Below are 22,082 nucleotides of genomic sequence, written 5' to 3' on the forward strand. Positions count from 1 at the left end.
ATGCCTATTTAAACTCATGGGTAAACGCTTTTCTGTGAATTATCACTTCGTTGATACTGCTTCCTCTAACAAAGTGTTCGGGATCATTAGACCATTACAAATTGGCGTATAATTTAATAGGATAACGCTATCTATATTTCAATCCATATTTGACTCAAGAAGATATTATAATTATAAATGAGAGGTATTTTAGTCGTTATGCGGGAAAGTTATAACGATATTACAAATATACTGCGTGTTTTTGATATAAGAATCAATCTAAATAGTTAATTTTAAATTAATTCTGATTAGGATGGTATAGATGAGAGTTAATTCAGTGATTTTTAATTCACCACAAGAAAACAACACAACTGCACTAAATAACACATCTAATGATATTGGCATTAGTGATAAGAGTGAGAAAACTTATGAGCCATTTATTAATCGAATTACAAAGATTAAGAACACCTCAACTGAAGATGTGGTGGCTATTGGTGGCTTCATTCAAGAGGAAATAAGGAAAACACTTAATCCCACAACAAGTCAACATCCAGTAACAACCAGTGGAAATTGGAAAACAGCCATTTTGTATCGAATTGGATTATTAATGTCTGGTCATGCATCGCCTTCTACACCTTTAATTAATGGTAATAATAACGTTAATCTAAACGACATTGAATCAGTTGCCTCTAAAGAACCTATTATATCTAATCTGGCACCACTAGAGCATGTTTATAATACACCCAGTTTAACAATACCTCACGAATTAGAAGTGAAAAGTAAAGTAATCAAGAAAAGGAGCCTTGAAGATGGTAGCAAGGAACAAAAAGCACATCACTTAAATACTAATGGGAAATACTCCTTAACACCAAATAATATATTAGATAAAATTCACAATGGCTCTAAGAAAAAACATGAAATTCGTCCAGAGCTTATTAGCTTATTAAAGCAAAGTATAAATGGTTATTTGAATTTAAAAGATAAAAACAGTAGGGAAGGTATTGAGATGTTAAAGCAACAAGCGAATACCTTGTCTAATATTTACTATTCTTTAAATAAACATGGTAACACTAGAAATAATGAGGTCGAGAAAAATAATATTATTAAACTGATAGCTGAAGTTCAAAATGAATATAAGTCACATAAAGTTGAAATAGAAAAAAATATTAACATTGCTTGGATTGCAGGAGTACCACCAGAAAGTATCACAAGATATGCCAAAGCGTATAAAAACGCATATCCTGATTTTATTTACAACTTTTGGACTGATTCTCATGCTATGTTGGCAAGCGCTTTTAATAAGGAACTTAGAATTATTGCTTTTGAAAATGCAAAGAATGAGCTACTTAGTTTATTAAGTTATGAAGAGATTCACCGTTTAAAAAACGGACAAGATTTTTCTGAAAGTTTTAATATAAAATTAACCGATCTTTTTGAGCGTTGTTTGTTCAAGTCTGTATTACAAGTTCAGGATTCGGTGATGAACTATGCTTATATCAAAGGGTTATTAACATTTAATGACAATCATCGCATTGAATTCTTGAAAGAAATCTTAAATTATGATGCAGAAAAAATAAAGGAATTTCAACAAATAGTTGAAGAAAACAACAGAAAATTACGTGAGTTAGAGAAAAAACTTATCGATATCTTTGGTAAAGAAAATGTAAACATAAAAGATGTTAATGAATTACCTGAAATGCAGATAGCGCATAAAAAACAAAATTATCAACAAGAGCTAATTCTTCGAGGAAATTATGCCGCAGCAACCGACATGCTACGCGCCTATATATTAAAAAATCACGGTGGAATTTATGCTGACCATGATGTTATGCCGAATTATACCCCCGAAGTTTATAAAATAGTGCAAGATAATTGTAATAATTACGATTTCCTTGAAAAAGAAGACCATCGTCGTGCTCTAAGTGACGAAATATTATCATTAGTAAGCAATGAACCTAGTGCGGGATTAAAACATAAACTACCTCGAGAAGACATCACAAAATTGGATAATATAATTAGTAAACTAAAAATACAAGTTAAAGAGAGTAAAATATTTTCCCCCATTGATACCAAAGTAATACGAGATTCAATGATGATGCATAAGAGTCATCAACTTAGTAGAAAAGGTTGGAAAATAAGAGGCAATAATAATTTCCTTGCCACCCATAAAGAGAGTAAAGTCATGGATTTTGTTATTGCGGGACAAGAAAATACATACCGAGAAATTCTAGGTATAAGGGAACAGTTAAGGACAGAAGGGATAGGGGAACAGCGTGCATTCTATAATCCGAATAATGATAGCCTTGAACCATTACGAGGGAGTGAAAAGGTTGAATCTAAGTTATTTGTTTCTGATTTAGAAAGTAATGAAAAAAAATCCAGAAAAAAAGAAATATTAAAAAGTTTGGATAAGGACCTAAAAGAATATGGGCAATTACTTACAGTAGAAAATCAAGGTGTAAAAAAGAAAGATATTAGGGCAACTCAAAATTTTCTTAAAGGATATAAAGAGGGTAATGCCATAAATAATATTTTTGGATTCAAGGAAGAGATGAATATCCACGATATTGTTTCATTGATGAAAAAAAATTACAAAAATTTATCTGAAGAACAAAAAGGAGCATTAGCTTATGAAGTTGAAAAGCGTGCTTTGGCGGTAACTTTTCAACCTAGAGTAGAGGAATACCATCAACTTTTTGATAAAGTAAAGTCCAATGGTGAAATTGACCCATTAGCCAAGGAAAAACTAATCCCCCAACTCTTTTTATTAAACTTGGTTGGAGATGGATTTGGGGGGCGATGTGACCCTTTATCGGTACTTCTGCTGTCAGCAAAATATCAAGAGAGTTTAACTAATGAAAATCTATCAGGCAAATTCATTGAAAATTTATATTCTGCTGCAGCGGTATTAAGTGAGTCATCACGTTATACAAAGACTGAAATTATGAAAGCCAAAGAACTGTTAAATACTTTGGTGAGATTACATTCCAAAAATCCAATGCTATCTACTGATCAACAAGTATGGAAAGAGAAAAAAGAAAAACAAACTTTACATAGCACCATTGAATTATTGAAGAAAGAAAGTATAGAGCCAATATTGTTAAAGTTAGAAGCACCAGGACATGCTATGGCTGCTTGGGCTGTAGGCAAAGGCGAAAATAGAATATATGGCTTCTATGATCCTAATGGTGGTTTTGTTGAGTTTTCAGATATAGAGAAATTCAGTCATTATTTTTATGGAATATTTGAAAATAATGGTCTAGATAAAGGAAAAAAATATCACTTAAGTAAGGATACTGAAGGAGAAAAATTTATATTCGAGCGTGTTGTTATTTTGAATGGAGAAAAATTAGCACATTATAAAACAGGTATTAATGAAAAACCATTACTCGATATTTTAAAAATTAATGTGTTCGAGCCCGAGATAAGAATAAAGCAGAAAAAAGAAAAGTTTTCTCCTAAGAAATACTATCAAGGCTCTTTATTTTCTCATTATCGTATGGATGGTATTATACCCCAAAAATACAGCACACTATCTATTACTGGACCGGATGCCATGATGAACTCCATGAAAAAATATTATGAGTCATTGGGAGAGCTTGGACAGTGTCGTTTAGAACAACATAATAATAAATTTAAAGGATTGGGCGATGATTCATTTATGGGGAATCTTAAAGAGGTAGTAGGAGCTTCAGGTCAACACTATGATTGGATTAATCAAAAAACAGTAGGTATAAATGACATTACACCGGATGATGAAAGTACATGGGTTGGTAAGAAATTAGATATAAAAGAAGTATTAACATCAATTGAGTCAAATAAACAAAGTAGTATATTATTTGACATTACACCAACCAAATTAAATTTGGAAAAGCTACAGACAGGATGGCCATCTGAGTTAGTGCAAAAATTAAAATTAGAATGGCCAAATTTTGAAGATGATTACAATAAGCTCATTGATAGAAACATTTTAGACTTAAATATGTTATCTGATATTGATCAAAAAATACATAAACACTTACTAACATGTGAAGATAGCCTTGTAAAATGGGCAGGTCTTTCTTTATCTGATCAATTAACGAATGCTCTACATAGAAAAAAAACACCTATCAATAATCAAGTTCATTATTTATTATCTGATCTTAGTCAAGACATTCATGGATATAAAAAATCAATTCGTTCTATTCTTGCAAGTAATATTAGTACAAAAATTTCAATTTGGAGAGATGATTTCATTAATAAGTTATTAGTGGCTAAGGAATTTACAATATTAAAAGCAAGAGAAAATGAAATAATCAATTTATTTAAAGAGTATAATGGAGTTTTAGGTTATGAGTTGGAGCTATATTACGGATTAAAAAGAAAGTCACAATTAGGAACTATTTCAGTTACAGAAAAAGAAAAGCTATCTACTGTTTTACAAAAGATTGCACAAGATAAAAATTTAGAAAAAAAATTAATTGAAATTGAAAGAAAAATAAAATCCTTACCTATTCAGGATAATTTTAAGATTAATGGGAAAACAATTAATTTTTTAAAGATTAAAGATATAAATGATCTAAAGTATAATATTGGTTATAAAGGGGATATAATAACATTATGGAATAAATATATTACGAATGAACAGCAAATAATCAACTCATTATTGCAAGAGGCGGATAATAAGTGGGGTAAAGGAAAAATAGAAATTAGAAATATTTCTACTGATTTAAAAGATAATCATTTAATCCAAAAGATGATAAATGATAGATATGGTTTTGATGACCTCAATGACATAGTTAAACACGGAATTCTTCGCCAAGAATCGGGGGTGATGATGAGGCATCCGGCTTTAGCTGCACCATCAACTGAACTGATAAAAATCATATCAGATTATACCGGGGGTAATGATACGGATACAAAAATTATTCTGAAAAAACTTTACAACCATTTTTTTGGTAAAGATATCGTTCATTTTGGTCCAAGCAATTATGAACAATCATTAAGATTGACTTTTGAATCTATTTTAGATGTATTGGATAAAAATAATTTTAGTAAATATTTCCTATCTGTCATGAATCAAGATGTCTCTGCTTTAGGAGTAAGATATTCCAGTGTTGAAGGGAAATTAACATCTGACATTATGATGTCCGGTATGAAAGATATATTATCTAATAATAATATTGTATTGGATAGAATGGGGAATTTTTTAGAGGTGCTTTATGACGTTAAAAAGAGTAAAGATATAACGTTAGAGTTAATAAAATCTAAATTCAATCAGAATACTCTAGGCTTTATGTTACAGAATGATGCTCATATTCTTGAATATCTAAAAGGAACATCTACTCATCATGAATCGTCACTCTCAGACATTAGTAGAGGCTTAACAGGTAAAAACAGCTTTTTAGAATGTGCTCTACACATAACACAGGATAAATTTCCCAGTATTACAAATAACCTTTTAAAAGAAATAAACTCAAAACAACCCTCAGTATATTCAATAGCAGATTCAACCTTGATTGAGCAAAGTACGTTGAAAGGATTGGGATATGGGAGTAACGACAACTATCTCACCAATCCTATTGCGGGACCTAAGTTACATGATATATCTATTCAAGCAAAATATAACGCATTAAAGTGGGGGGACTTTTATGGCAGAAATGCCCTCTTATGGCAAGATGCAGCAACAAAATTTGAAGGGAAGAATGTTCAATTTAATCCTCAAATACTGCTTACGCCCCAAGAAGGTCGCTGTATGGGGTTAGCTGAGTTGTATCTTCTTGTTAAGAATGAAAATCATTATAATATTTTACAAGAAAATCTAGAGTTAGCCAGTGCGTTATACCAAGAGAGTCTGCTCGAACAATCTCAGCTTTCCCTAGCCGATAAACACTTGTTAACATCGATGCTAAATCAAATAGAGCATGCGCAACAACATGGTAATAATAAACTATTACAGTCAACAAATATAGAAAAGATTAGACTATCTGATTTTGAAGTTAATACTGTTGCTGAATATTTATCAGCTAATCATATCAAAAAATTACTAATCACAATGAATTTTCATAGCATAGTGATTTCGATCTTTGAGGATAAATGTCGAGTAACAGATCCTAATTTTGGTTCTGCAGATTTTACTAATTTAGAACAGGCATTAAATTTTGTTGAGAGCTCTATTCATATTTCGCCTGAAGTTCGAGAGCTGTACTCAGGAAAAGCAATAGGAGATAATATCGATATTCTCTTTGTGAGAAATAATCATTGGGAAAGTATTGTTATCCCCGACGTACTGAATTTAAGCACTCATCATTATCAATCTACAGTTGAAAAAATAAAGAGTTTAAATTTTATAATAAAAATTGATAATAATCAATTTAATTTATTTGATTTATACAAATATGGCATCTATTGGAATGGAGCTAGAATTGATGAAAATATTAATAAAACAGTATTTAATTCTAATGAACTAGACAAACTAAATATTAACGAAAAAATATTAAAGAAATATATTGATGAGCATCATTTGACAGAAAAAGAACATGATGCAATAAAGTTATTGGTCGAAACATTAAAATCTTCTGATGGAGAAAAAAAACTCAATCTTGATGACGTATTTTTTAGTGATAATAAAGATAAGCATTTTTCACATAGAGTACAGCGCCAAAGTGAGCGTGTAGGGCAAATGCTTTCGAATATATATTCGAGAATAAGAAATGCCATTTCATCAACAGGAATTAGTCAATTTAAAATTAAAAATACAATCTTATCTGATAGCTCAGAGACTATTAAATTAGCACTAGAAGAGTTAGATACTCGCAAAGTTGTAAATGTTGACATTAATATTTCAGATTTAAAAATGACTTTACGAGAAGGGTTAGATGCTCTATCTGAAGGTGTCGATAATATGAACCTTGATGGAGTTATGGCTATTCTAGGCATCATTCAATATGTGCGCTTAACACATAATGGTGATTACGTTTCTACAGTAGATCACGCTAATTTAGGATCAGATATTAAGACGGTAACCGAAAAAATTGTTGGTACAACACTAATGTTTATGGGAAATAAAAAATTTGGGACTAGTATTAGTGATATATCTTTGGAAGGAATAGTGTCACAACAAATCAGTCAATTAGCAACAAAAATTGGTGGTTCAACGGGAAAAGTATTGTCTCATGTTGCTAAGCTCATCAGATTCCCTGTTTTAGATACCGCATTAAATTTGTGGTCTCTTGGCGAATCCGTTCAATCTTATTTAGATGCTAAAGAGGGAAGCCTTGAAAAAACGTTGGCTGAGATTGATATTTCCTTTGCATCTACTTATTCTGCATTAACCTTATCAAGTATTGCTTTTCCCCCTATTGGATTAGCTGCTTTTCCGTTGATGTTTCTACAGCAAGAAATCAGAAATTTTCAAATGCATTTATATCACGAGAATTCAAGAAGAGCTTCATGGTTAAATATAGAGACGTTTTTTAATCAAGCAGCAGAAAGCATCCTAAATATAGATAAATACAATGGAGTGATAGATTTATCATCATGCCAGATAGTGGGAAATTTGAAACTAGACTTGACATCTAATCCACCAATACTCACTGGTATCCCTTCATATAATGATGGTAAAAATATTGGTAATAACCCTAATTTATCAGATGAAGAAGTAAGAAAAATCAGTCAATATGCCATTTCATGTGTCAATAAAGATGAGGTATATATCCCTAACATTTTTGGCAACTCTGGAGGAACACATTGTCGTGATCGGTCTTCCGAATCGAATTTAGTAAAAGGTTTTGCTAATCGAAATTGGCCTTCAAAAATGCCATCAATACCAGCTGGAGACTATAATACAGCCATTCTTGGTTATACGGCTACGTTTACAGCAAATACAGAAGTAATTAGAATGGCTTGGGATGATTATCAAGAGGTAAGTAGAGAAAATTATCAAGCTATAGAAAAAAGTCATAAACACACCAAAGTTATTGCAGGAGAAAAAAATTTTCGAGTCATAGTTCCTGCACTAGAACGCTCAATGTTTTCCCCGCAAAATTTAGGCGAATTACTTCAATTCGCTGATTATTCATTTGATATAAATGGTGGGATTGGAGGGATTACCGTATATGCTAATGGGGTAGGTCATTTCACTATTCGGGGAGAAAATGGAGCTAAAAATACAATTTCATTTGGTGAATTACCAGAGTATCTTAATGTTCACTTGGATCTTAGCAAGACAGGTAAACAGGATGTTGTGACTTATAATGTAGCCTCGTATCCCTATAAACAAAAAACGTTGATGACCTTAATTCAGGACAATATTAATACTGTTGTTGGTTCCCATCATAGAAAAAATACTTTTATCGGGAATAATCAAGGCAACCATTTTATTATTGGTCATTCTGGAGCTAACGTTTATCTTGGTGGGGGGAGTAATGTTATCACTATTCCTAGTCTGTCGGGAAAGTCATTTATAGCAAATATTTATTTAACTGATGATGCTCAAATGCAATATTTACAATTTGGGTTTGGTATTAACAAAATATTTATTGCTAACCGTTATCATTCTGAAATATTGTTTTATTTTGATGATAATACTCGTTATGATGAAAAGATACTTATGATCCATGCTCCCAACAAAAGATTTATTGGGGGGTTTTTAGATAGTCTTATGATTTCCACTGCGGATGGTTTAGAGCTTGGAATCAATAAATCTGGATTGCTATTTGCAAAAAAAATAAATGTGATTGAGTTTTCAAAATACCATAAATATAATCATATATTAACTCCTAAAGAAGTATTGCAAAATGAAAAATTTAGGGTATTAAAGGGGCTTATTTATGAATTTGACTATGGTGACCACAAAGCCATCTACGAAGAAAACTCCTTGATTTATAAGGGGTTGTCTTCAGGATGTAAAATACAATTAAGTAATGAGTTTTCATCTGTATTGTATGGTTCAAAAGGTGGTGAATATATTTTTCCTGGTGATAATGGGAACAATTATACTATTTACCTTCATAATGATAATGAAAATCCAGAGACTATTAATTTGTCTGGCGTAAGTAATAAGATTAAAGTTACTGCTTATTGTAAACATAGCAAGTGTATTTTAAAGTTTTTCTTTAATGATACATATTCTACATTAATAATAAAGTCAAACTCTATCGACAATCAAAGCTTGCAAAAGTATAACGTTAACATTATTTTTAATAAAAATAAAGAAATGCAATTATCCGATATTTTTAAATTATGTAGCCACATGGAAAATGAAGTAGTCATCTATAATAACTAGCAATATAACCTTCCTTTAGATTGGAATGATTTGAACTCGCGATAGTATATTATTGTTAACTGTAAAGCCTTAATTATTTTTATTAAGGCTTTTTATAAGTTTATAAATAATGGGGGATTTCTCATGTTCTTGTTACGCTGAAAGCTTCTTTGAGCGATGATGCCAATATTCATAGCTACTACAGCTCCCCCCAAAACACATTGTCCACTCCCCTTTAATTGAGACACGTTAAATTAGAGTTTTCTAACTGTTGACGATAGGCCTCCGGTGGGAGGTGATTTAAACTTTCATGGGTTCGATTTTGGTTATAATCTTGCAGCCAAAACCACGCTAATTCTCGCACTTGGCTTAATGATTCAAATAAATACGCATTTAAAAACTCTCGACGGAACGAACCATTAAAACGTTCGATAAACCCATTTTGCTGCGGTTTTCCCGGTTGAATATGGCACAGTAAAATTTCGTTATCTTCACAATAATTCAATAAGTTAACTGAAATGAGTTCAGGACCATTATCGACTCGGATCTGTTTCGGCAACCCTCTTTCGGCTTTTAAACGATCAAGCACCCTGATGACGCGTTCAGCCGGTAATGACGTATCAACTTCGATCGCTAGGCATTCACGCGTTCCTTCATCAATAATATTGAGGGTTCTGAAGCGTTTGCCGCAATATAAACTGTCGTACATAAAATCCAATGCCCATTGAATATTCGGGACTTTCTCTATGACTAATGGTCTTTTTTCACGCTTCGGAAGCACTTTTTTAACCCGTCGTTTCAGATTTAATCCTAAGCGACAATAAACGCGATAAACTCGTTTATGATTAAAAGGATAACCTTGAAATCTCAGTCGAAAATAGCATTTCCAGAATCCCGACTGTGGAGATTTCGCTAAAACGGATTGTATGGCATCGATGACGATTTTATCTTTCTCGTGCCAATTTTGAGTCTTTCGATAAAACGAAGCACGAGATAGCGATGTTAGTTTACACGCTTTAATGACTGATAAACCCGCAGCCTTTAACGACTGAGCACAGGATTTCTTTTCAGCCACTACCAACCCTTTTTTGCGAAAAGCTCCTTCATTACATGGTTTTCAAGGCTAACTTCCGCAAAGAGCTTTTTCAATTTCGCATTTTCATCTTCGAGTTCTTTTAATCGTTTAATATCATTAGCTTCCATGCCACCATACTTTGATTTCCAATTATAATAAGTGGCGTTGCTGATCCCATTTTGGCGGCAAATATCTTCCACTTTCATACCAGAATCAGCGAGTTTTAAAATATTAACGATTTGAGTTTCAGTAAAACGAGCTTTTTTCATCATGACCTCTGCAAATTTTAGGGCAGAAAATCTAATTATAGCTGTCTTATTTTAGGGGAAGTGGACAATACGTTTTATCATAAATGTCACCTTTCTGTTTGTTAGGTATATAATATCACCACTAACTTGGTGACCAAGTTAACTATATCACCACATGTGAGATCCTGTTTAATATTAAGAAGGATAAACTTCTTAATAAAGTAAAACTATGGTGAATAAATACTCCATCAACCATATTGAGTTAGATCACATTCTGAGCTAAAAATAGCTTTTAGCAACTGATGTTAAATATACTTCAGTACTCAACGAGTACAATCTGAGATATTTAAAACCGTTTGACTATAACTATTTTAAGGATATGTTTATGAAGCACAACCGCATGATCATTATTATACATTGGACAATCGCCTTATTGTTTGTATTATTATTTTTGAGCAATTCATTACGTTCCTTATCTGATAAAGGTAGTGAGATTAGAGTATTTTGGCTGAATTTACATGCATGGTTTGGAATTACAGTGTTTGCTTTAACAATTGCCCGTATAATTATAAAATTTTCGGTCAAATCACCTGTATCTCTGTATAAAAACCATTTGATGCAAAAACTTATGTATGGAGCACATGTTATTCTTTACCTCATGACCTTGATTATTCCAATTAGTGGTTATCTTCGTTTTGCGGGGAAAGGGCGTTCATTAACTTTAGCAGGAGATGTTGTACCATCTCTTATAGGGAAAAGCGATTCATTATATCAAATAGGTAAAATGTTGCATGGGGAGGTAATGGAAGTTATTGTTTTAACTATCATTGGTGGTCATATTGCAGCGGCTTTATATCATCAATTTATCAAAAAAGACAAAATTATGTCGCGTATAAAACCATGAAGAATTTCCACTAATCTAGTGATAATGAAAGGGGTTATTAGACTGACCCCTTAACCCTCCAGATAGTTGCTATCACTTAAATGAGTGATAATCTTAACACTCGTTTTCACACTAATTATTAAAAAGAATATGTTCAAGATATTAGCTCCTGAACGCAGAAAAAATACCAGCCCCAAAAATGACGATTGTTCAGTAAAGCTTTTAAGCGGGTAATGCGTATTTTCATGGTTGCTCGCCAACAAGGGGCGACAAGCCGGCTTGTCCTTAGTCAGTAGCAGTATCAAGAAGAAAGACTAACTACGATGATTCAGGTGAACAAGTTGCTCCTACTGCTAAGCTAGCTTCAGCAAGAAAACTCATAAAAGAACTACACAGTTTGCTTGGTAAAAAACCATGAAAAATCGACTATTTAAAAAAGCTGTCGAACCTGGTCGCAAAAAAGTAGCTCTCGCTCTTATCAACCAAGGAGGAGAAATGAGTCAGGAAATATAGGGCACATACAAATTATTAATTATATTGTTTAATACTAATAGTCTTTAGTTATAAATACGTCACAATATCATTACCATGAGCAAAAAATGAAAGTAATTTATATACTATCCTCCTATAATTTGGAATGAGAAAAATAGATATTTCTAATATATTAATAAGCACTAAACATAAAATTAATATTTAGTTAATTTCCATCACCTATCAAGACGACTATTTTTGCTTTTCTCAAGGATTCATTAAAAATGAAAAGTCTATCTGGATGGCTGCGGGGTTCTATAGTAATTGGTGTTCTTGGATACTTAGGGTTGTCCGGCTATATTTATTATTATGACAAACAGCGGATACAAACTGTCACACCATCTATTTCATCATCCTATGAAAATATTAAATTATTAGAGACCCTTGAAAGCACTGGCTGTGATTATTGTCATATGCCATCAACACCATTACCATTCTATTCAAAACTTCCGATTGCAAAACAGTTAATGGAATATGATGTCAATCTTGGTTATAAATCTTTTGATTTTACCCCCATCCGCAATAGTTTAATCAATGGGACGCAACCCCCTGAAAGTGACTTATCTAAATTAGAATGGGTGATAGAACACAATACTATGCCCCCGGCTCGCTATACCAGTTTACATTGGTCCGGTTTTTTTAAGCCAGAAGAAAAAGAAAGGGTATTAAGATGGATAAAGGGTGAACGTCAAAAATATTACGCCCTTGAAAAAACCAGTGAAAAAACGCAACATGAGCCAATACAACCAATTCCACTATCATTGCCCGCCCAAAAAGACAAGGCTACCTTAGGTTCTTTGCTATATCATGACCCTAGATTATCTAAGGATAATTCAATTTCTTGCGCAAGTTGCCACCAACTAGACATGGGGGGAACTGATAATAAAAAAACCTCTATCGGTGTTAATGGACAAATAGGCCCGATTAATGCACCAACTGTATTTAATTCCGTATTTAATGTAAAACAATTTTGGGATGGAAGAGCCAATAATCTACAAGAACAAGCAGGAGGGCCGCCATTAAATCCAATAGAAATGGCATCAAGTTCTTGGCAAGAAATTATTGAAAAATTGAATAAAGACCTTGAATTAAAAAAACAATTTACAACTGTTTATCCTGAAGGCTTCACAGAAATGACAATTACTGACGCTATAGCTGAATTCGAAAAAACGCTAATAACAGTAAACAGTCCATTCGACCAATATTTACGAGGAAATGATAACGTATTGACTGCACAACAACTACGTGGGTATTCTTTGTTTAAAGAGAATAAATGTGCAACCTGCCATGTAGGTAAAACATTGGGAGGGCAATCATTTGAACCTTTAGGTCTCAAAAAAGACTTTGCATTTAGTAACATAACAAATGCAGATTTAGGGGTATTCAATATAACTAAAAATGAACGCGATCGCTTCCGCCAAAAAGTACCAACATTACGTAATATATCTGAAACAGCCCCTTACTTTCATCGTGGGGATATAAAAACCTTGGATGAAGCAGTAAAACTAATGTTAGAATATCAAGTTGGTAAAACCCTACCACAAAAAGATATCGATGATATCATTGCATTCTTAAATTCATTAACGGGTTCCTATATCTCAATAGAAAACCAAAAGAATTTACAGTAAAAAAATACATTGGATTATATATTAAAATATGGACAATAATGACAACTATTGTCCATAAATATTAAACAATTCTATTTAATCAACAATGAGTCATTCAAAACGGATATCTTTTAACATATAAATCTATGACAATAATAGTCTTCGAACTAAACTTAATATAAAATTCCGATAATCACTCAGTGGGATAGACATCAGTGAAACACTGAAAACTCATATTAAACAAACATTAATGAAATACGACTACTAATATAATAATATGGCTAAAACAATCTAAAATCAAAGCATTACCCAAAAAAAATATTTAACCCTTAACTTACGAAACCAACAAAAATATATCTATGTTTATTAATGAATTATATTCATCACTTTCTTTACATCCTTACATCTCAATTATAGGAGGATTAATCATTGGTAGTTTTTTAAATGTCATTATTTGGATCTACCCTAAAAAATTACAGCAGCCCTCGGCAACTAATAATAACGCATCAAATAAAAATAAAATATTAAAAAACGTGCAACCTATATATCCTTGCTTGGGTTGTAACAAAAAAGTTCGATGGTATAATAATATACCATTATTATCATGCTTAAATTCGAAAAGTGCATGCCGTTGTTGCTTCCCCCCTATAAATCATCGTTATCCTTTAATCGAAGTAATTACTTCCATTTTATTTTTATTCGCAACGTTAATTTGGTCTGACAATTATTGTAGCTTAGCGGTAATATATTTATCCCTTTTATTAATTACCACCACAATGCTTGATTTAAATTATCAAATATTGCCATATTCTTTTACACAGAATATATTATGGAGTGGTATTATTTTTGCTTGGATTGGAATATTACCGATATCATTATCCACTTCAATTAACGGAGTGACGGTCGGATTCATCTCTTTTTATATAATTCAAGTAATAACTTCATTCTTAATGCGGAGACAAATATTTAAAATGGGTGATGTTATTCTTTTTTCTGGATTAGGGGCATGGATTGGTGTTTTTGCTTTACCTTATCTTGTATTAACAGCCGCAATAATGGGTATTTTATACATTATGATAACTAATAGAATACCTCAAAGAATTACATTTAGTCCATGTTTAACTATTTCCGGACTTGCAATAGTTTACTTTCAAGGATTTATTTCATTTTAATAATTTAAACAGAAAATTTTTCATTCAATAAATTATTCACACAGAAAATCCCAAATAGCAAACCTTAAAAAATTACTATATTCCCCCCCAACCTGGAAATTAAGAGCAAGAGCAGGGAACTTAGAATAGTCTCAGAAAATAGGTGAAAGAATAGAATATCTTCAACATTAGTAACTCCCCAAAAAAAAGAGATATCCAAATATAAAAGTGAGCATTTTTTGATAGTTATCTTCTAAAAAATCAGATAAAAAACATGTAGAAATAAATTTATTTTATACTAAAGGTCCATTCCAATCTAATTTTAGATCATATCCACTGAGCTCAGTAACGTAAAAATTAGTTAACATATATTAATTAGTGTAATTTAAATTATGATGAAAAAATCTTACCTCATTACGAGTCTAAATATAAAATCTCCAGATTCTAGCGTTGCAGATCTAGATACTTTACTATTAGATAGTGATGAAGATAGTGATCCCATACTAACGGAAAAAATAAAAATAGTTGAAAACATCCCAAAAGATTTAAACATCAAAGTGTTAACAAAAGGAGAATGGCTCCTTTATTGGGACAATCGCGAAAATCAATTAAAACAACGAGCAAAAAAACAAAGAAAACGACGCTCCCTAAAAGAATATATACAGGAAATAAAAAAGAGCTCATCAACTAACAATGAATAATAGTTAAGTAATACTTAACACGCAAAATAAAAATTTGGCGTGCATCTCATATTATCAAACAAATCAAAGAGAAACATCATGCAAATATTAAATTTCCTTAAAGCACACCTCCTCCATAGTACAGAGTCAGCCTTAAAACTAGCTCGAAAAGAGGTTGTTCATGGACATGGACATAAGCACCTAGATTTTGCTAACAAATTAATCACCGCAAAAAATGAATCAGCTCATCTCAAACTAATCTCATCGGCAATCAAATCGGAAAGTAAGTATCAAATATTGTGCTCAAAAATAGAAAAATACAATCATCAAGAAATAATACTTCAGCGAATGCAATTTATATCATCTCTACAATTTGTTCGCTCAGATTCAATTGTTTAATTGAATTATGAAATAACATTATGATAAATCTATGCCTATGGATTTATCATAATTCCAAATCTCCCCCTGATTAAATGATCATTTAACCCCTAAAATTTATTCACACAAGAAAGTACACATAATCTAGATTATGTTAAATGATCACGGGGATTAGAAAGTTACAATTATCAAGCAATATAATATACGTCAGCCACAAAGAAACTGCCAAACTTTTTAACGGAAATAAACATGCTTCCTCCATCAATAAATACCCATAATTCACCTATAAATATCACGCCCATTTCACAAGCAAGTAATATTAATACCTGTTTTTTTAAAACACCAGTATATGACCAAATACAAAAACTAACACAGTTGATGGGTGAAGACAAAGGGATTAATGCAATTATGAACTGCGATGAATATCATATCCCCATCAGACACAAAGATCCCAATACACTCTGTGAAAAGCTAGAAAAAAATATATGCTCAATATCAAAAGAATGGGGATGCCCCCCAAAGTTAGTAGAAGAAACATTTGGATATATAAATGGTTTCAGAGAGCCAGTATGCGGTTTATTTGCTAATAATATAATGAAATTATTTCTCGATAATGCTCAAGAAGCCTTCGATAATACAGATAACATACCAATAACTGAATTAAAAAATACTATTAGCAAATTACCCGAAGATAAAAATTTTATACTTAGAATGCAAGATAAAGTGTCCACTTCCCCTAAAATAAGACAGCTATAATTAGATTTTCTGCCCTAAAATTTGCAGAGGTCATGATGAAAAAAGCTCGTTTTACTGAAACTCAAATCGTTAATATTTTAAAACTCGCTGATTCTGGTATGAAAGTGGAAGATATTTGCCGCCAAAATGGGATCAGCAACGCCACTTATTATAATTGGAAATCAAAGTATGGTGGCATGGAAGCTAATGATATTAAACGATTAAAAGAACTCGAAGATGAAAATGCGAAATTGAAAAAGCTCTTTGCGGAAGTTAGCCTTGAAAACCATGCAATGAAGGAGCTTTTCGCAAAAAAGGGTTGGTAGTGGCTGAAAAGAAATCCTGTGCTCAGTCGTTAAAGGCTGCGGGTTTATCAGTCATTAAAGCGTGTAAACTAACATCGCTATCTCGTGCTTCGTTTTATCGAAAGACTCAAAATTGGCACGAGAAAGATAAAATCGTCATCGATGCCATACAATCCGTTTTAGCGAAATCTCCACAGTCGGGATTCTGGAAATGCTATTTTCGACTGAGATTTCAAGGTTATCCTTTTAATCATAAACGAGTTTATCGCGTTTATTGTCGCTTAGGATTAAATCTGAAACGACGGGTTAAAAAAGTGCTTCCGAAGCGTGAAAAAAGACCATTAGTCATAGAGAAAGTCCCGAATATTCAATGGGCATTGGATTTTATGTACGACAGTTTATATTGCGGCAAACGCTTCAGAACCCTCAATATTATTGATGAAGGAACGCGTGAATGCCTAGCGATCGAAGTTGATACGTCATTACCGGCTGAACGCGTCATCAGGGTGCTTGATCGTTTAAAAGCCGAAAGAGGGTTGCCGAAACAGATCCGAGTCGATAATGGTCCTGAACTCATTTCAGTTAACTTATTGAATTATGGTGAAGATAACGAAATTTTACTGTGCCATATTCAACCGGGAAAACCGCAGCAAAATGGGTTTATCGAACGTTTTAATGGTTCGTTCCGTCGAGAGTTTTTAAATGCGTATTTATTTGAATCATTAAGCCAAGTGCGAGAATTAGCGTGGTTTTGGCTGCAAGATTATAACCAAAATCGAACCCATGAAAGTTTAAATCACCTCCCACCGGAGGCCTATCGTCAACAGTTAGAAAACTCTAATTTAACGTGTCTCAATTAAAGGGGAGTGGACAAAAGCATTAGGTCATTCTTATGTTATTGATATCCCATCAGGTAAAAATGATTCAAGACAATGCTTTTTATATCAAACAGACCTTGGTGAAGGGGTTACTCGACAAGTTAAAGCCGCTGAATGGATGCAAGCAGAACGCCCTAATCCATTATTTCTTCATGATTTTTTATCATACGTTCAAACAATGAATAACAACATTGTCAATCAAACTCTTATAGCAAAAATATTCGACATCGACCAATCACCTAACCTATTGAGATTTGAGAGATTAAGCTTATCAACGTTTAAGGAGTCGACTTTTTTACTTAAAGAGTACACGGAAAGTCTTGTTCTAGAGAATATTGAGCAAATTTTCTTAAAAAAAACGATCTAAAACATCTATCATAAAAAATAATTTTGGTAACTTGGTAGCCCCTATGAAATGAAAAATTATAATCAAAGCCCCCCTTCTAATTTTTATTATATTAATCAAAAATAAATTTTTACTTGCCTATTCACATAATAGGCTCCATTGCATAATTAATATAAATTAAAAATGATAACCAACCCCAAAGTCAAAAACGTTACCCAAAATCATTTCAGCATATTTTATACCACTCTCCCCATATGTTAAGTGGGTAGATATACATTCAAAAGGAACAAAATCTTTATATTTTTCCAAAAAAAAACTAGAAAAATCAGCTTTTGTGTCAAAATAAAAACGAGGGCAATCATTAAGATAGTAATAGGATTCATCTAAAACAGGATGATATTCCCTATCTAACCTTCCTTTATAGATATAATTAAAATCATTTAAAGAATAACGCTCATATTCATTAATATCCCCCCATGAACTAATAAAACCAATAGATGGATGCCGATTATAACAACAATCATCCCCATTGATATCTTTTACATCCCCATTGATATCTTTTACATCCCCATTGATATCTTTTACATCACCAATATAAACATCATAATTACTTGCAAGAACATTAAAACTAATTACCACAAACCAAATAATGAATTTTCTTAGCATAAACAGGAATCTCCATTGTAATTAGATAATATAGATAAATATACAAGATATGATATTTAATATAAGTCATGCCTTATTATCAAAAAGACACAAATAAAATTATATAAATAAAAAAAAGCCCCTAAAATGGGTATAGGGGCAGAGGTTTGTGATACAACATGTATTGAAAATAGAATCACCGTAGATATGAATAATTATATTATAATTAGAAACGTAATTCCACAAAATTTATTTTTTATTTTATCTAGAGGATATTCAAATACACATCAAAAAAAACATAAAAATTTTACAATAGAAAAAACTTAGATAAAAATAAAATCAATCTAATTCATTCACATATTTATAAATGACTACCACTCTTCAAATTCCTTAATTTCTCCTCCAGATAAAACAATATCCTGCATCCATTTCGTCATTTGAGATTCAGCATTAGTCACGCCGAGTAATACCGCCATAATACCTTCCCCCATCATTGAATTATGATCTACAGACTCAAGAGCGCTTTGTAATGCTTTTTTTTGTTTTTCAAATGTTTCAAACACTTTTTTACCATTTGCAGGATCTTCCATACCATAAAGTAACCTGCTAATATGATCAGAATACTCTCTAACACTATTCAAATCAGATAAATTTAATATAGAATTAACAAAATCCTGTTCAAAACTATTAGCCTTATTAGTTTTTAATGATGACAATGCCAAGATACGCTCATCTAAAGAAACCACATCATTTTTATAACCGGAAGAAAGGGTATACTTATCATTATAAATATCCAGTGATATCTTCATAATACATCACCACCATGACTTAACTCATCAGCAAACTTCTGACGAAGAAAACTATCCATAATCTCATCAGAAAGCACTTTACATTTTTTCGATAATTCAGATAAATACTTTTTCTGTAGTGTCATACATCCAGAATCAATAATTTTATCCGGAGAGAATTCTGCAATATAACTCCCACAATGAAAAATAAAACGATTGTGATTATGGTAGTTTATATTGACATTCCCTTCCCACCGTTTCTCAATAAACTCAGTCAATTTTACATCTGAATATTTCGTTGTTTTAGGTAAAGTAATTAGCAGACTGTGTTCCGTTGAATGTATGTTTGCTAACCACTCATCTAAAACTACAAATAATGTCTCAGGATTATTCACTATTTCAAATAGCATATCTCTAACATATGAATCTACTTGTTTTTGTAAATTTAAAACAATATCACTTTGGTGAGTAAAAAATGATATTGTTTGATTCAATGCATAGAGCATTCCTTGTTTATAACCATCAAAATAAGCTTGCTCTTGCAAAAGTTCAGCTTCCGACTGAGCATCCTTTAAAATTTTTTTCGCGCGTTCTTGAGCATCTTTTTCTAATTTATCAATATAGTAACTACTTTTTACTATTTTATTTTTAATCAATACTCCATTAATTAGAGATTGATGGGACTGAGTTTGGATACGTTTTAGCATATTGTAAGGCCAGTATTAAAATTAAAGGTTTTACCTCTTTAGTTTCAAATACTACAGGATAGTCTATAAACGGAAATAAAAGCTGCATACGTTGAAAAATTGACTTGGGTAATTCATGGGCCCAATAAACTAAAAAAGAATATCCCAAATTCATGATGTAATTATTACATAATGCATCTCTACCTTTAATAATTGGATTTGCTGTAATATTATGATTTGGGATATCGATCAACATGAAACGGCGTACCCAGCTAGGTAGCTGAAGATAAGCACCATTCCATGTCAATTCTTTTCTCAATGCGTGACAACCTATCAAATATGCAACTTGAGGTAATTGATTCCATTGACGTATCAGTTTCTGCATTAAGGACGATAATTTTATATTTGAATCATCGTATTCTAAATTTAATGAGTACAATAATAGTTCATTAACAGCAGATATTTCCTTACTAGAATAATCCTCCACACTAAGAAGATGTTGAATTCGTTGAGGATGAATATACGATAATGGGTTAAACAATATCCTCTGTAAAATGACCGATATTGGTTCTTTATTCATCACCTTGATTTTTCTTATCTTTAGCTTTAATGAATGAAAAATCATTCTTTCTTTTCAGGAAAAGAATACTTCCAAAAATTAAAGTGATTACACAGACCAAAAGGATTATCCATACAAAGTTAAATCCTTGAGGCTTAATAATTGGTACTGGTGCTTGCAATTGAGCCTCGCTTCGTTCTGATAAAACAACAGAAATATTGTCATATTCAACATCAGCAAAACTATTTTTTAAGAATCGTTTTATATCTCCGACTTGCAAGCCTAACGGAGTATTTCGCTCATAAATAGCCAAAGCAGACAAATGAACGGGTTTGCTACCTTTTCCAGATTCATTTGAATCTATGTCATAACTAATATGAACCCTAGCAGAAACTATTCCCTCTAGCGTTTGCAATGATTGTTCTAACCGCTGCTCAATTGCAGAATATAGTCGGGCTTTCTCTGCTATAGGCGAAGATACCAACGAATCACTTGGAAACATTTGAGCAATTTCCATTCTAGGGCGCGGAGGTAATTCATACACCTTAACCCAATAAACAGCCGCTGTAAAATCAGGTTCAGCAACAGAAATACTATATCCGCTTTTACCATTATCAACTTTATCTGCCTGGATATTATGCATTTGTAATACAGCAATAACTTCATTTGCTTGGTATTGATCTAATCCTTTAAATAAATTCTTTTCCTTACATCCATTCAAAAGCAATACCATTAAAATGGCACATAAACAACGAAATATCATGAGCGTAATAGCGTTTCAACTGCCCCAACACATTTACGAGTTAGTGTACTCAGCAGAGAAACCTCCAAATTGTAATTAGATGTACGAACCTGTAGATCAAATAATTCTTCAGGATTTGTTACCGCATTAGGGTGTTCAATTTTATTTAAAATAGAATTTTTTTCTCCTCCCATTTCTACCGCCGTACTAGAAAAACTACGTAACAATCTATCTTCTAAAGATATAACACCTGGTTCTAAACTCTCAATACCATTCACACTACTTGATAGCTCATTAATAGCAGAAATATTAGATATAACAATCGACATAACGCCCTCTTAATCCTATCGATTACTAACGGAAGTTCTGAATAATTGCAGCATCTATATCTTTAAATACCTTAACGGTATTTGATTGCGCATTGCGGTATAAATTATATTCAGATAATTTACTTTGATATTGTGCTAATAATTCAGGATCTGATGGTCTAGTAGCTAGATTCTTTAATGCCTCATCAATTTGCTTTTGTAAATCCTTTACTCCCTGATCAAAGGTAAGAGAAACATCATCTAAATATCCTGACCAAATATTATTTAATAGCATAATATATTCCTTCTTGTAA

The 22,082-nt window shown here is 32.2% G+C and carries 16 protein-coding genes; 8 read left to right on the top strand and 8 right to left on the bottom strand.

Annotated elements, in window-relative coordinates; all coding sequences use genetic code 11:
• Window positions 1–301 precede the first annotated feature (301 nt).
• Window positions 302–9,244 (top strand): TcdA/TcdB catalytic glycosyltransferase domain-containing protein, encoded by an 8,943-nt coding sequence (locus M5X66_RS17955; protein WP_080675625.1) that lies wholly within the window; start codon window positions 302–304, stop codon window positions 9,242–9,244.
• Window positions 9,245–9,458: 214 nt separating this feature from the next.
• Here the strand turns inward: M5X66_RS17955 and M5X66_RS17960 are convergent.
• Window positions 9,459–10,567 (bottom strand): IS3 family transposase gene (locus tag M5X66_RS17960; protein WP_410431369.1). Its coding sequence is split into 2 segments (ribosomal slippage): window positions 9,459–10,315 and window positions 10,315–10,567, totalling 1,110 coding nucleotides; the frame shifts between segments, so codons are not numbered across the junction.
• Window positions 10,568–10,931: 364 nt separating this feature from the next.
• Between M5X66_RS17960 and M5X66_RS17965 the strand changes: the two genes are divergently transcribed.
• From M5X66_RS17965 to M5X66_RS18885, 7 genes are all read left to right on the top strand, one after another.
• Window positions 10,932–11,450, top strand: a complete 519-nt coding sequence (locus M5X66_RS17965; RefSeq protein ID WP_036950982.1) for a cytochrome b — start codon at window positions 10,932–10,934, stop codon at window positions 11,448–11,450.
• Window positions 11,451–12,184: 734 nt separating this feature from the next.
• A complete protein-coding gene (locus M5X66_RS17970; protein ID WP_154635915.1) occupies window positions 12,185–13,588 on the top strand; it encodes a cytochrome c peroxidase in 1,404 nt (467 codons plus the stop codon).
• Between the two features lie 338 nt (window positions 13,589–13,926).
• Window positions 13,927–14,739, top strand: coding sequence for a prepilin peptidase (locus M5X66_RS18800; protein ID WP_270104054.1), 813 nt, complete (start codon window positions 13,927–13,929; stop codon window positions 14,737–14,739).
• A gap of 371 nt (window positions 14,740–15,110) precedes the next feature.
• Window positions 15,111–15,419 carry a hypothetical protein gene (locus M5X66_RS17980; protein WP_036950977.1) on the top strand — a complete coding sequence of 103 codons (309 nt, stop codon included), beginning with the start codon at window positions 15,111–15,113 and terminating at the stop codon, window positions 15,417–15,419.
• Between the two features lie 606 nt (window positions 15,420–16,025).
• On the top strand, window positions 16,026–16,532 hold the full coding sequence (locus M5X66_RS17985; protein ID WP_154635916.1) for a hypothetical protein: 507 nt from the start codon (window positions 16,026–16,028) through the stop codon (window positions 16,530–16,532).
• 35 nt (window positions 16,533–16,567) lie between these two features.
• Window positions 16,568–17,676, top strand: a protein-coding gene (locus tag M5X66_RS17990; RefSeq protein WP_442959379.1) for an IS3 family transposase whose coding sequence is annotated in 2 segments (ribosomal slippage) — window positions 16,568–16,820 and window positions 16,820–17,676 — 1,110 coding nt in all. Because the reading frame shifts where the segments join, the coding sequence is not laid out codon by codon here.
• A complete protein-coding gene (locus M5X66_RS18885; RefSeq protein ID WP_412033818.1) occupies window positions 17,672–18,061 on the top strand; it encodes a cycle-inhibiting factor in 390 nt (129 codons plus the stop codon). Before M5X66_RS17990 ends, M5X66_RS18885 begins: the two co-directional genes overlap by 5 nt.
• A gap of 156 nt (window positions 18,062–18,217) precedes the next feature.
• On the opposite strand, the gene M5X66_RS17995 is transcribed toward M5X66_RS18885, so the two are convergent.
• The 7 genes from M5X66_RS17995 to M5X66_RS18025 form a co-directional block, all read right to left on the bottom strand.
• The gene (locus tag M5X66_RS17995) at window positions 18,218–18,706 is read right to left on the bottom strand and encodes a hypothetical protein (protein ID WP_270104056.1); all 489 of its coding nucleotides are present in this window, start codon (window positions 18,704–18,706) and stop codon (window positions 18,218–18,220) included.
• A 350-nt stretch (window positions 18,707–19,056) separates the two neighbouring features.
• Window positions 19,057–19,494: a hypothetical protein gene (locus M5X66_RS18000; protein ID WP_154635904.1), complete on the bottom strand. Its 438-nt coding sequence runs from the start codon at window positions 19,492–19,494 to the stop codon at window positions 19,057–19,059.
• Window positions 19,491–20,180: a hypothetical protein gene (locus tag M5X66_RS18005; RefSeq protein ID WP_154635905.1), complete on the bottom strand. Its 690-nt coding sequence runs from the start codon at window positions 20,178–20,180 to the stop codon at window positions 19,491–19,493. The genes M5X66_RS18000 and M5X66_RS18005 overlap by 4 nt, the downstream gene beginning before the upstream one ends.
• Window positions 20,137–20,739: a type III secretion apparatus protein OrgA/MxiK gene (locus M5X66_RS18010; RefSeq protein ID WP_195848309.1), complete on the bottom strand. Its 603-nt coding sequence runs from the start codon at window positions 20,737–20,739 to the stop codon at window positions 20,137–20,139. The genes M5X66_RS18005 and M5X66_RS18010 overlap by 44 nt, the downstream gene beginning before the upstream one ends.
• Window positions 20,732–21,481 carry an EscJ/YscJ/HrcJ family type III secretion inner membrane ring protein gene (locus tag M5X66_RS18015; RefSeq protein WP_154635906.1) on the bottom strand — a complete coding sequence of 250 codons (750 nt, stop codon included), beginning with the start codon at window positions 21,479–21,481 and terminating at the stop codon, window positions 20,732–20,734. Before M5X66_RS18015 ends, M5X66_RS18010 begins: the two co-directional genes overlap by 8 nt.
• Complete coding sequence (gene sctI, locus M5X66_RS18020) at window positions 21,478–21,789, bottom strand: type III secretion system inner rod subunit SctI (RefSeq protein WP_154635907.1); 312 nt, start codon at window positions 21,787–21,789, stop codon at window positions 21,478–21,480. The genes M5X66_RS18015 and sctI overlap by 4 nt, the downstream gene beginning before the upstream one ends.
• Window positions 21,790–21,814: 25 nt before the next feature.
• On the bottom strand, window positions 21,815–22,063 hold the full coding sequence (locus tag M5X66_RS18025) for a type III secretion system needle complex protein (protein ID WP_154635908.1): 249 nt from the start codon (window positions 22,061–22,063) through the stop codon (window positions 21,815–21,817).
• Window positions 22,064–22,082 lie beyond the last annotated feature (19 nt).

Origin of the sequence: Providencia sp. PROV188 (assembly GCF_027595165.1) — a bacterium.
Classification (GTDB): Bacteria; Pseudomonadota; Gammaproteobacteria; order Enterobacterales; family Enterobacteriaceae; genus Providencia; species Providencia lanzhouensis.

Coding starts and splice junctions, on each gene's coding strand:
- M5X66_RS17955 (WP_080675625.1), top strand. CDS start 302: ATGAGAGTTAATTCAGTGATTTTTAATTCACCACAAGAAAACAACACA.
- M5X66_RS17965 (WP_036950982.1), top strand. CDS start 10,932: ATGAAGCACAACCGCATGATCATTATTATACATTGGACAATCGCCTTA.
- M5X66_RS17970 (WP_154635915.1), top strand. CDS start 12,185: ATGAAAAGTCTATCTGGATGGCTGCGGGGTTCTATAGTAATTGGTGTT.
- M5X66_RS18800 (WP_270104054.1), top strand. CDS start 13,927: ATGTTTATTAATGAATTATATTCATCACTTTCTTTACATCCTTACATC.
- M5X66_RS17980 (WP_036950977.1), top strand. CDS start 15,111: ATGATGAAAAAATCTTACCTCATTACGAGTCTAAATATAAAATCTCCA.
- M5X66_RS17985 (WP_154635916.1), top strand. CDS start 16,026: ATGCTTCCTCCATCAATAAATACCCATAATTCACCTATAAATATCACG.
- M5X66_RS17995 (WP_270104056.1), bottom strand. CDS start 18,706: ATGCTAAGAAAATTCATTATTTGGTTTGTGGTAATTAGTTTTAATGTT.
- M5X66_RS18000 (WP_154635904.1), bottom strand. CDS start 19,494: ATGAAGATATCACTGGATATTTATAATGATAAGTATACCCTTTCTTCC.
- M5X66_RS18005 (WP_154635905.1), bottom strand. CDS start 20,180: ATGCTAAAACGTATCCAAACTCAGTCCCATCAATCTCTAATTAATGGA.
- M5X66_RS18010 (WP_195848309.1), bottom strand. CDS start 20,739: ATGAATAAAGAACCAATATCGGTCATTTTACAGAGGATATTGTTTAAC.
- M5X66_RS18015 (WP_154635906.1), bottom strand. CDS start 21,481: ATGATATTTCGTTGTTTATGTGCCATTTTAATGGTATTGCTTTTGAAT.
- sctI (WP_154635907.1), bottom strand. CDS start 21,789: ATGTCGATTGTTATATCTAATATTTCTGCTATTAATGAGCTATCAAGT.
- M5X66_RS18025 (WP_154635908.1), bottom strand. CDS start 22,063: ATGCTATTAAATAATATTTGGTCAGGATATTTAGATGATGTTTCTCTT.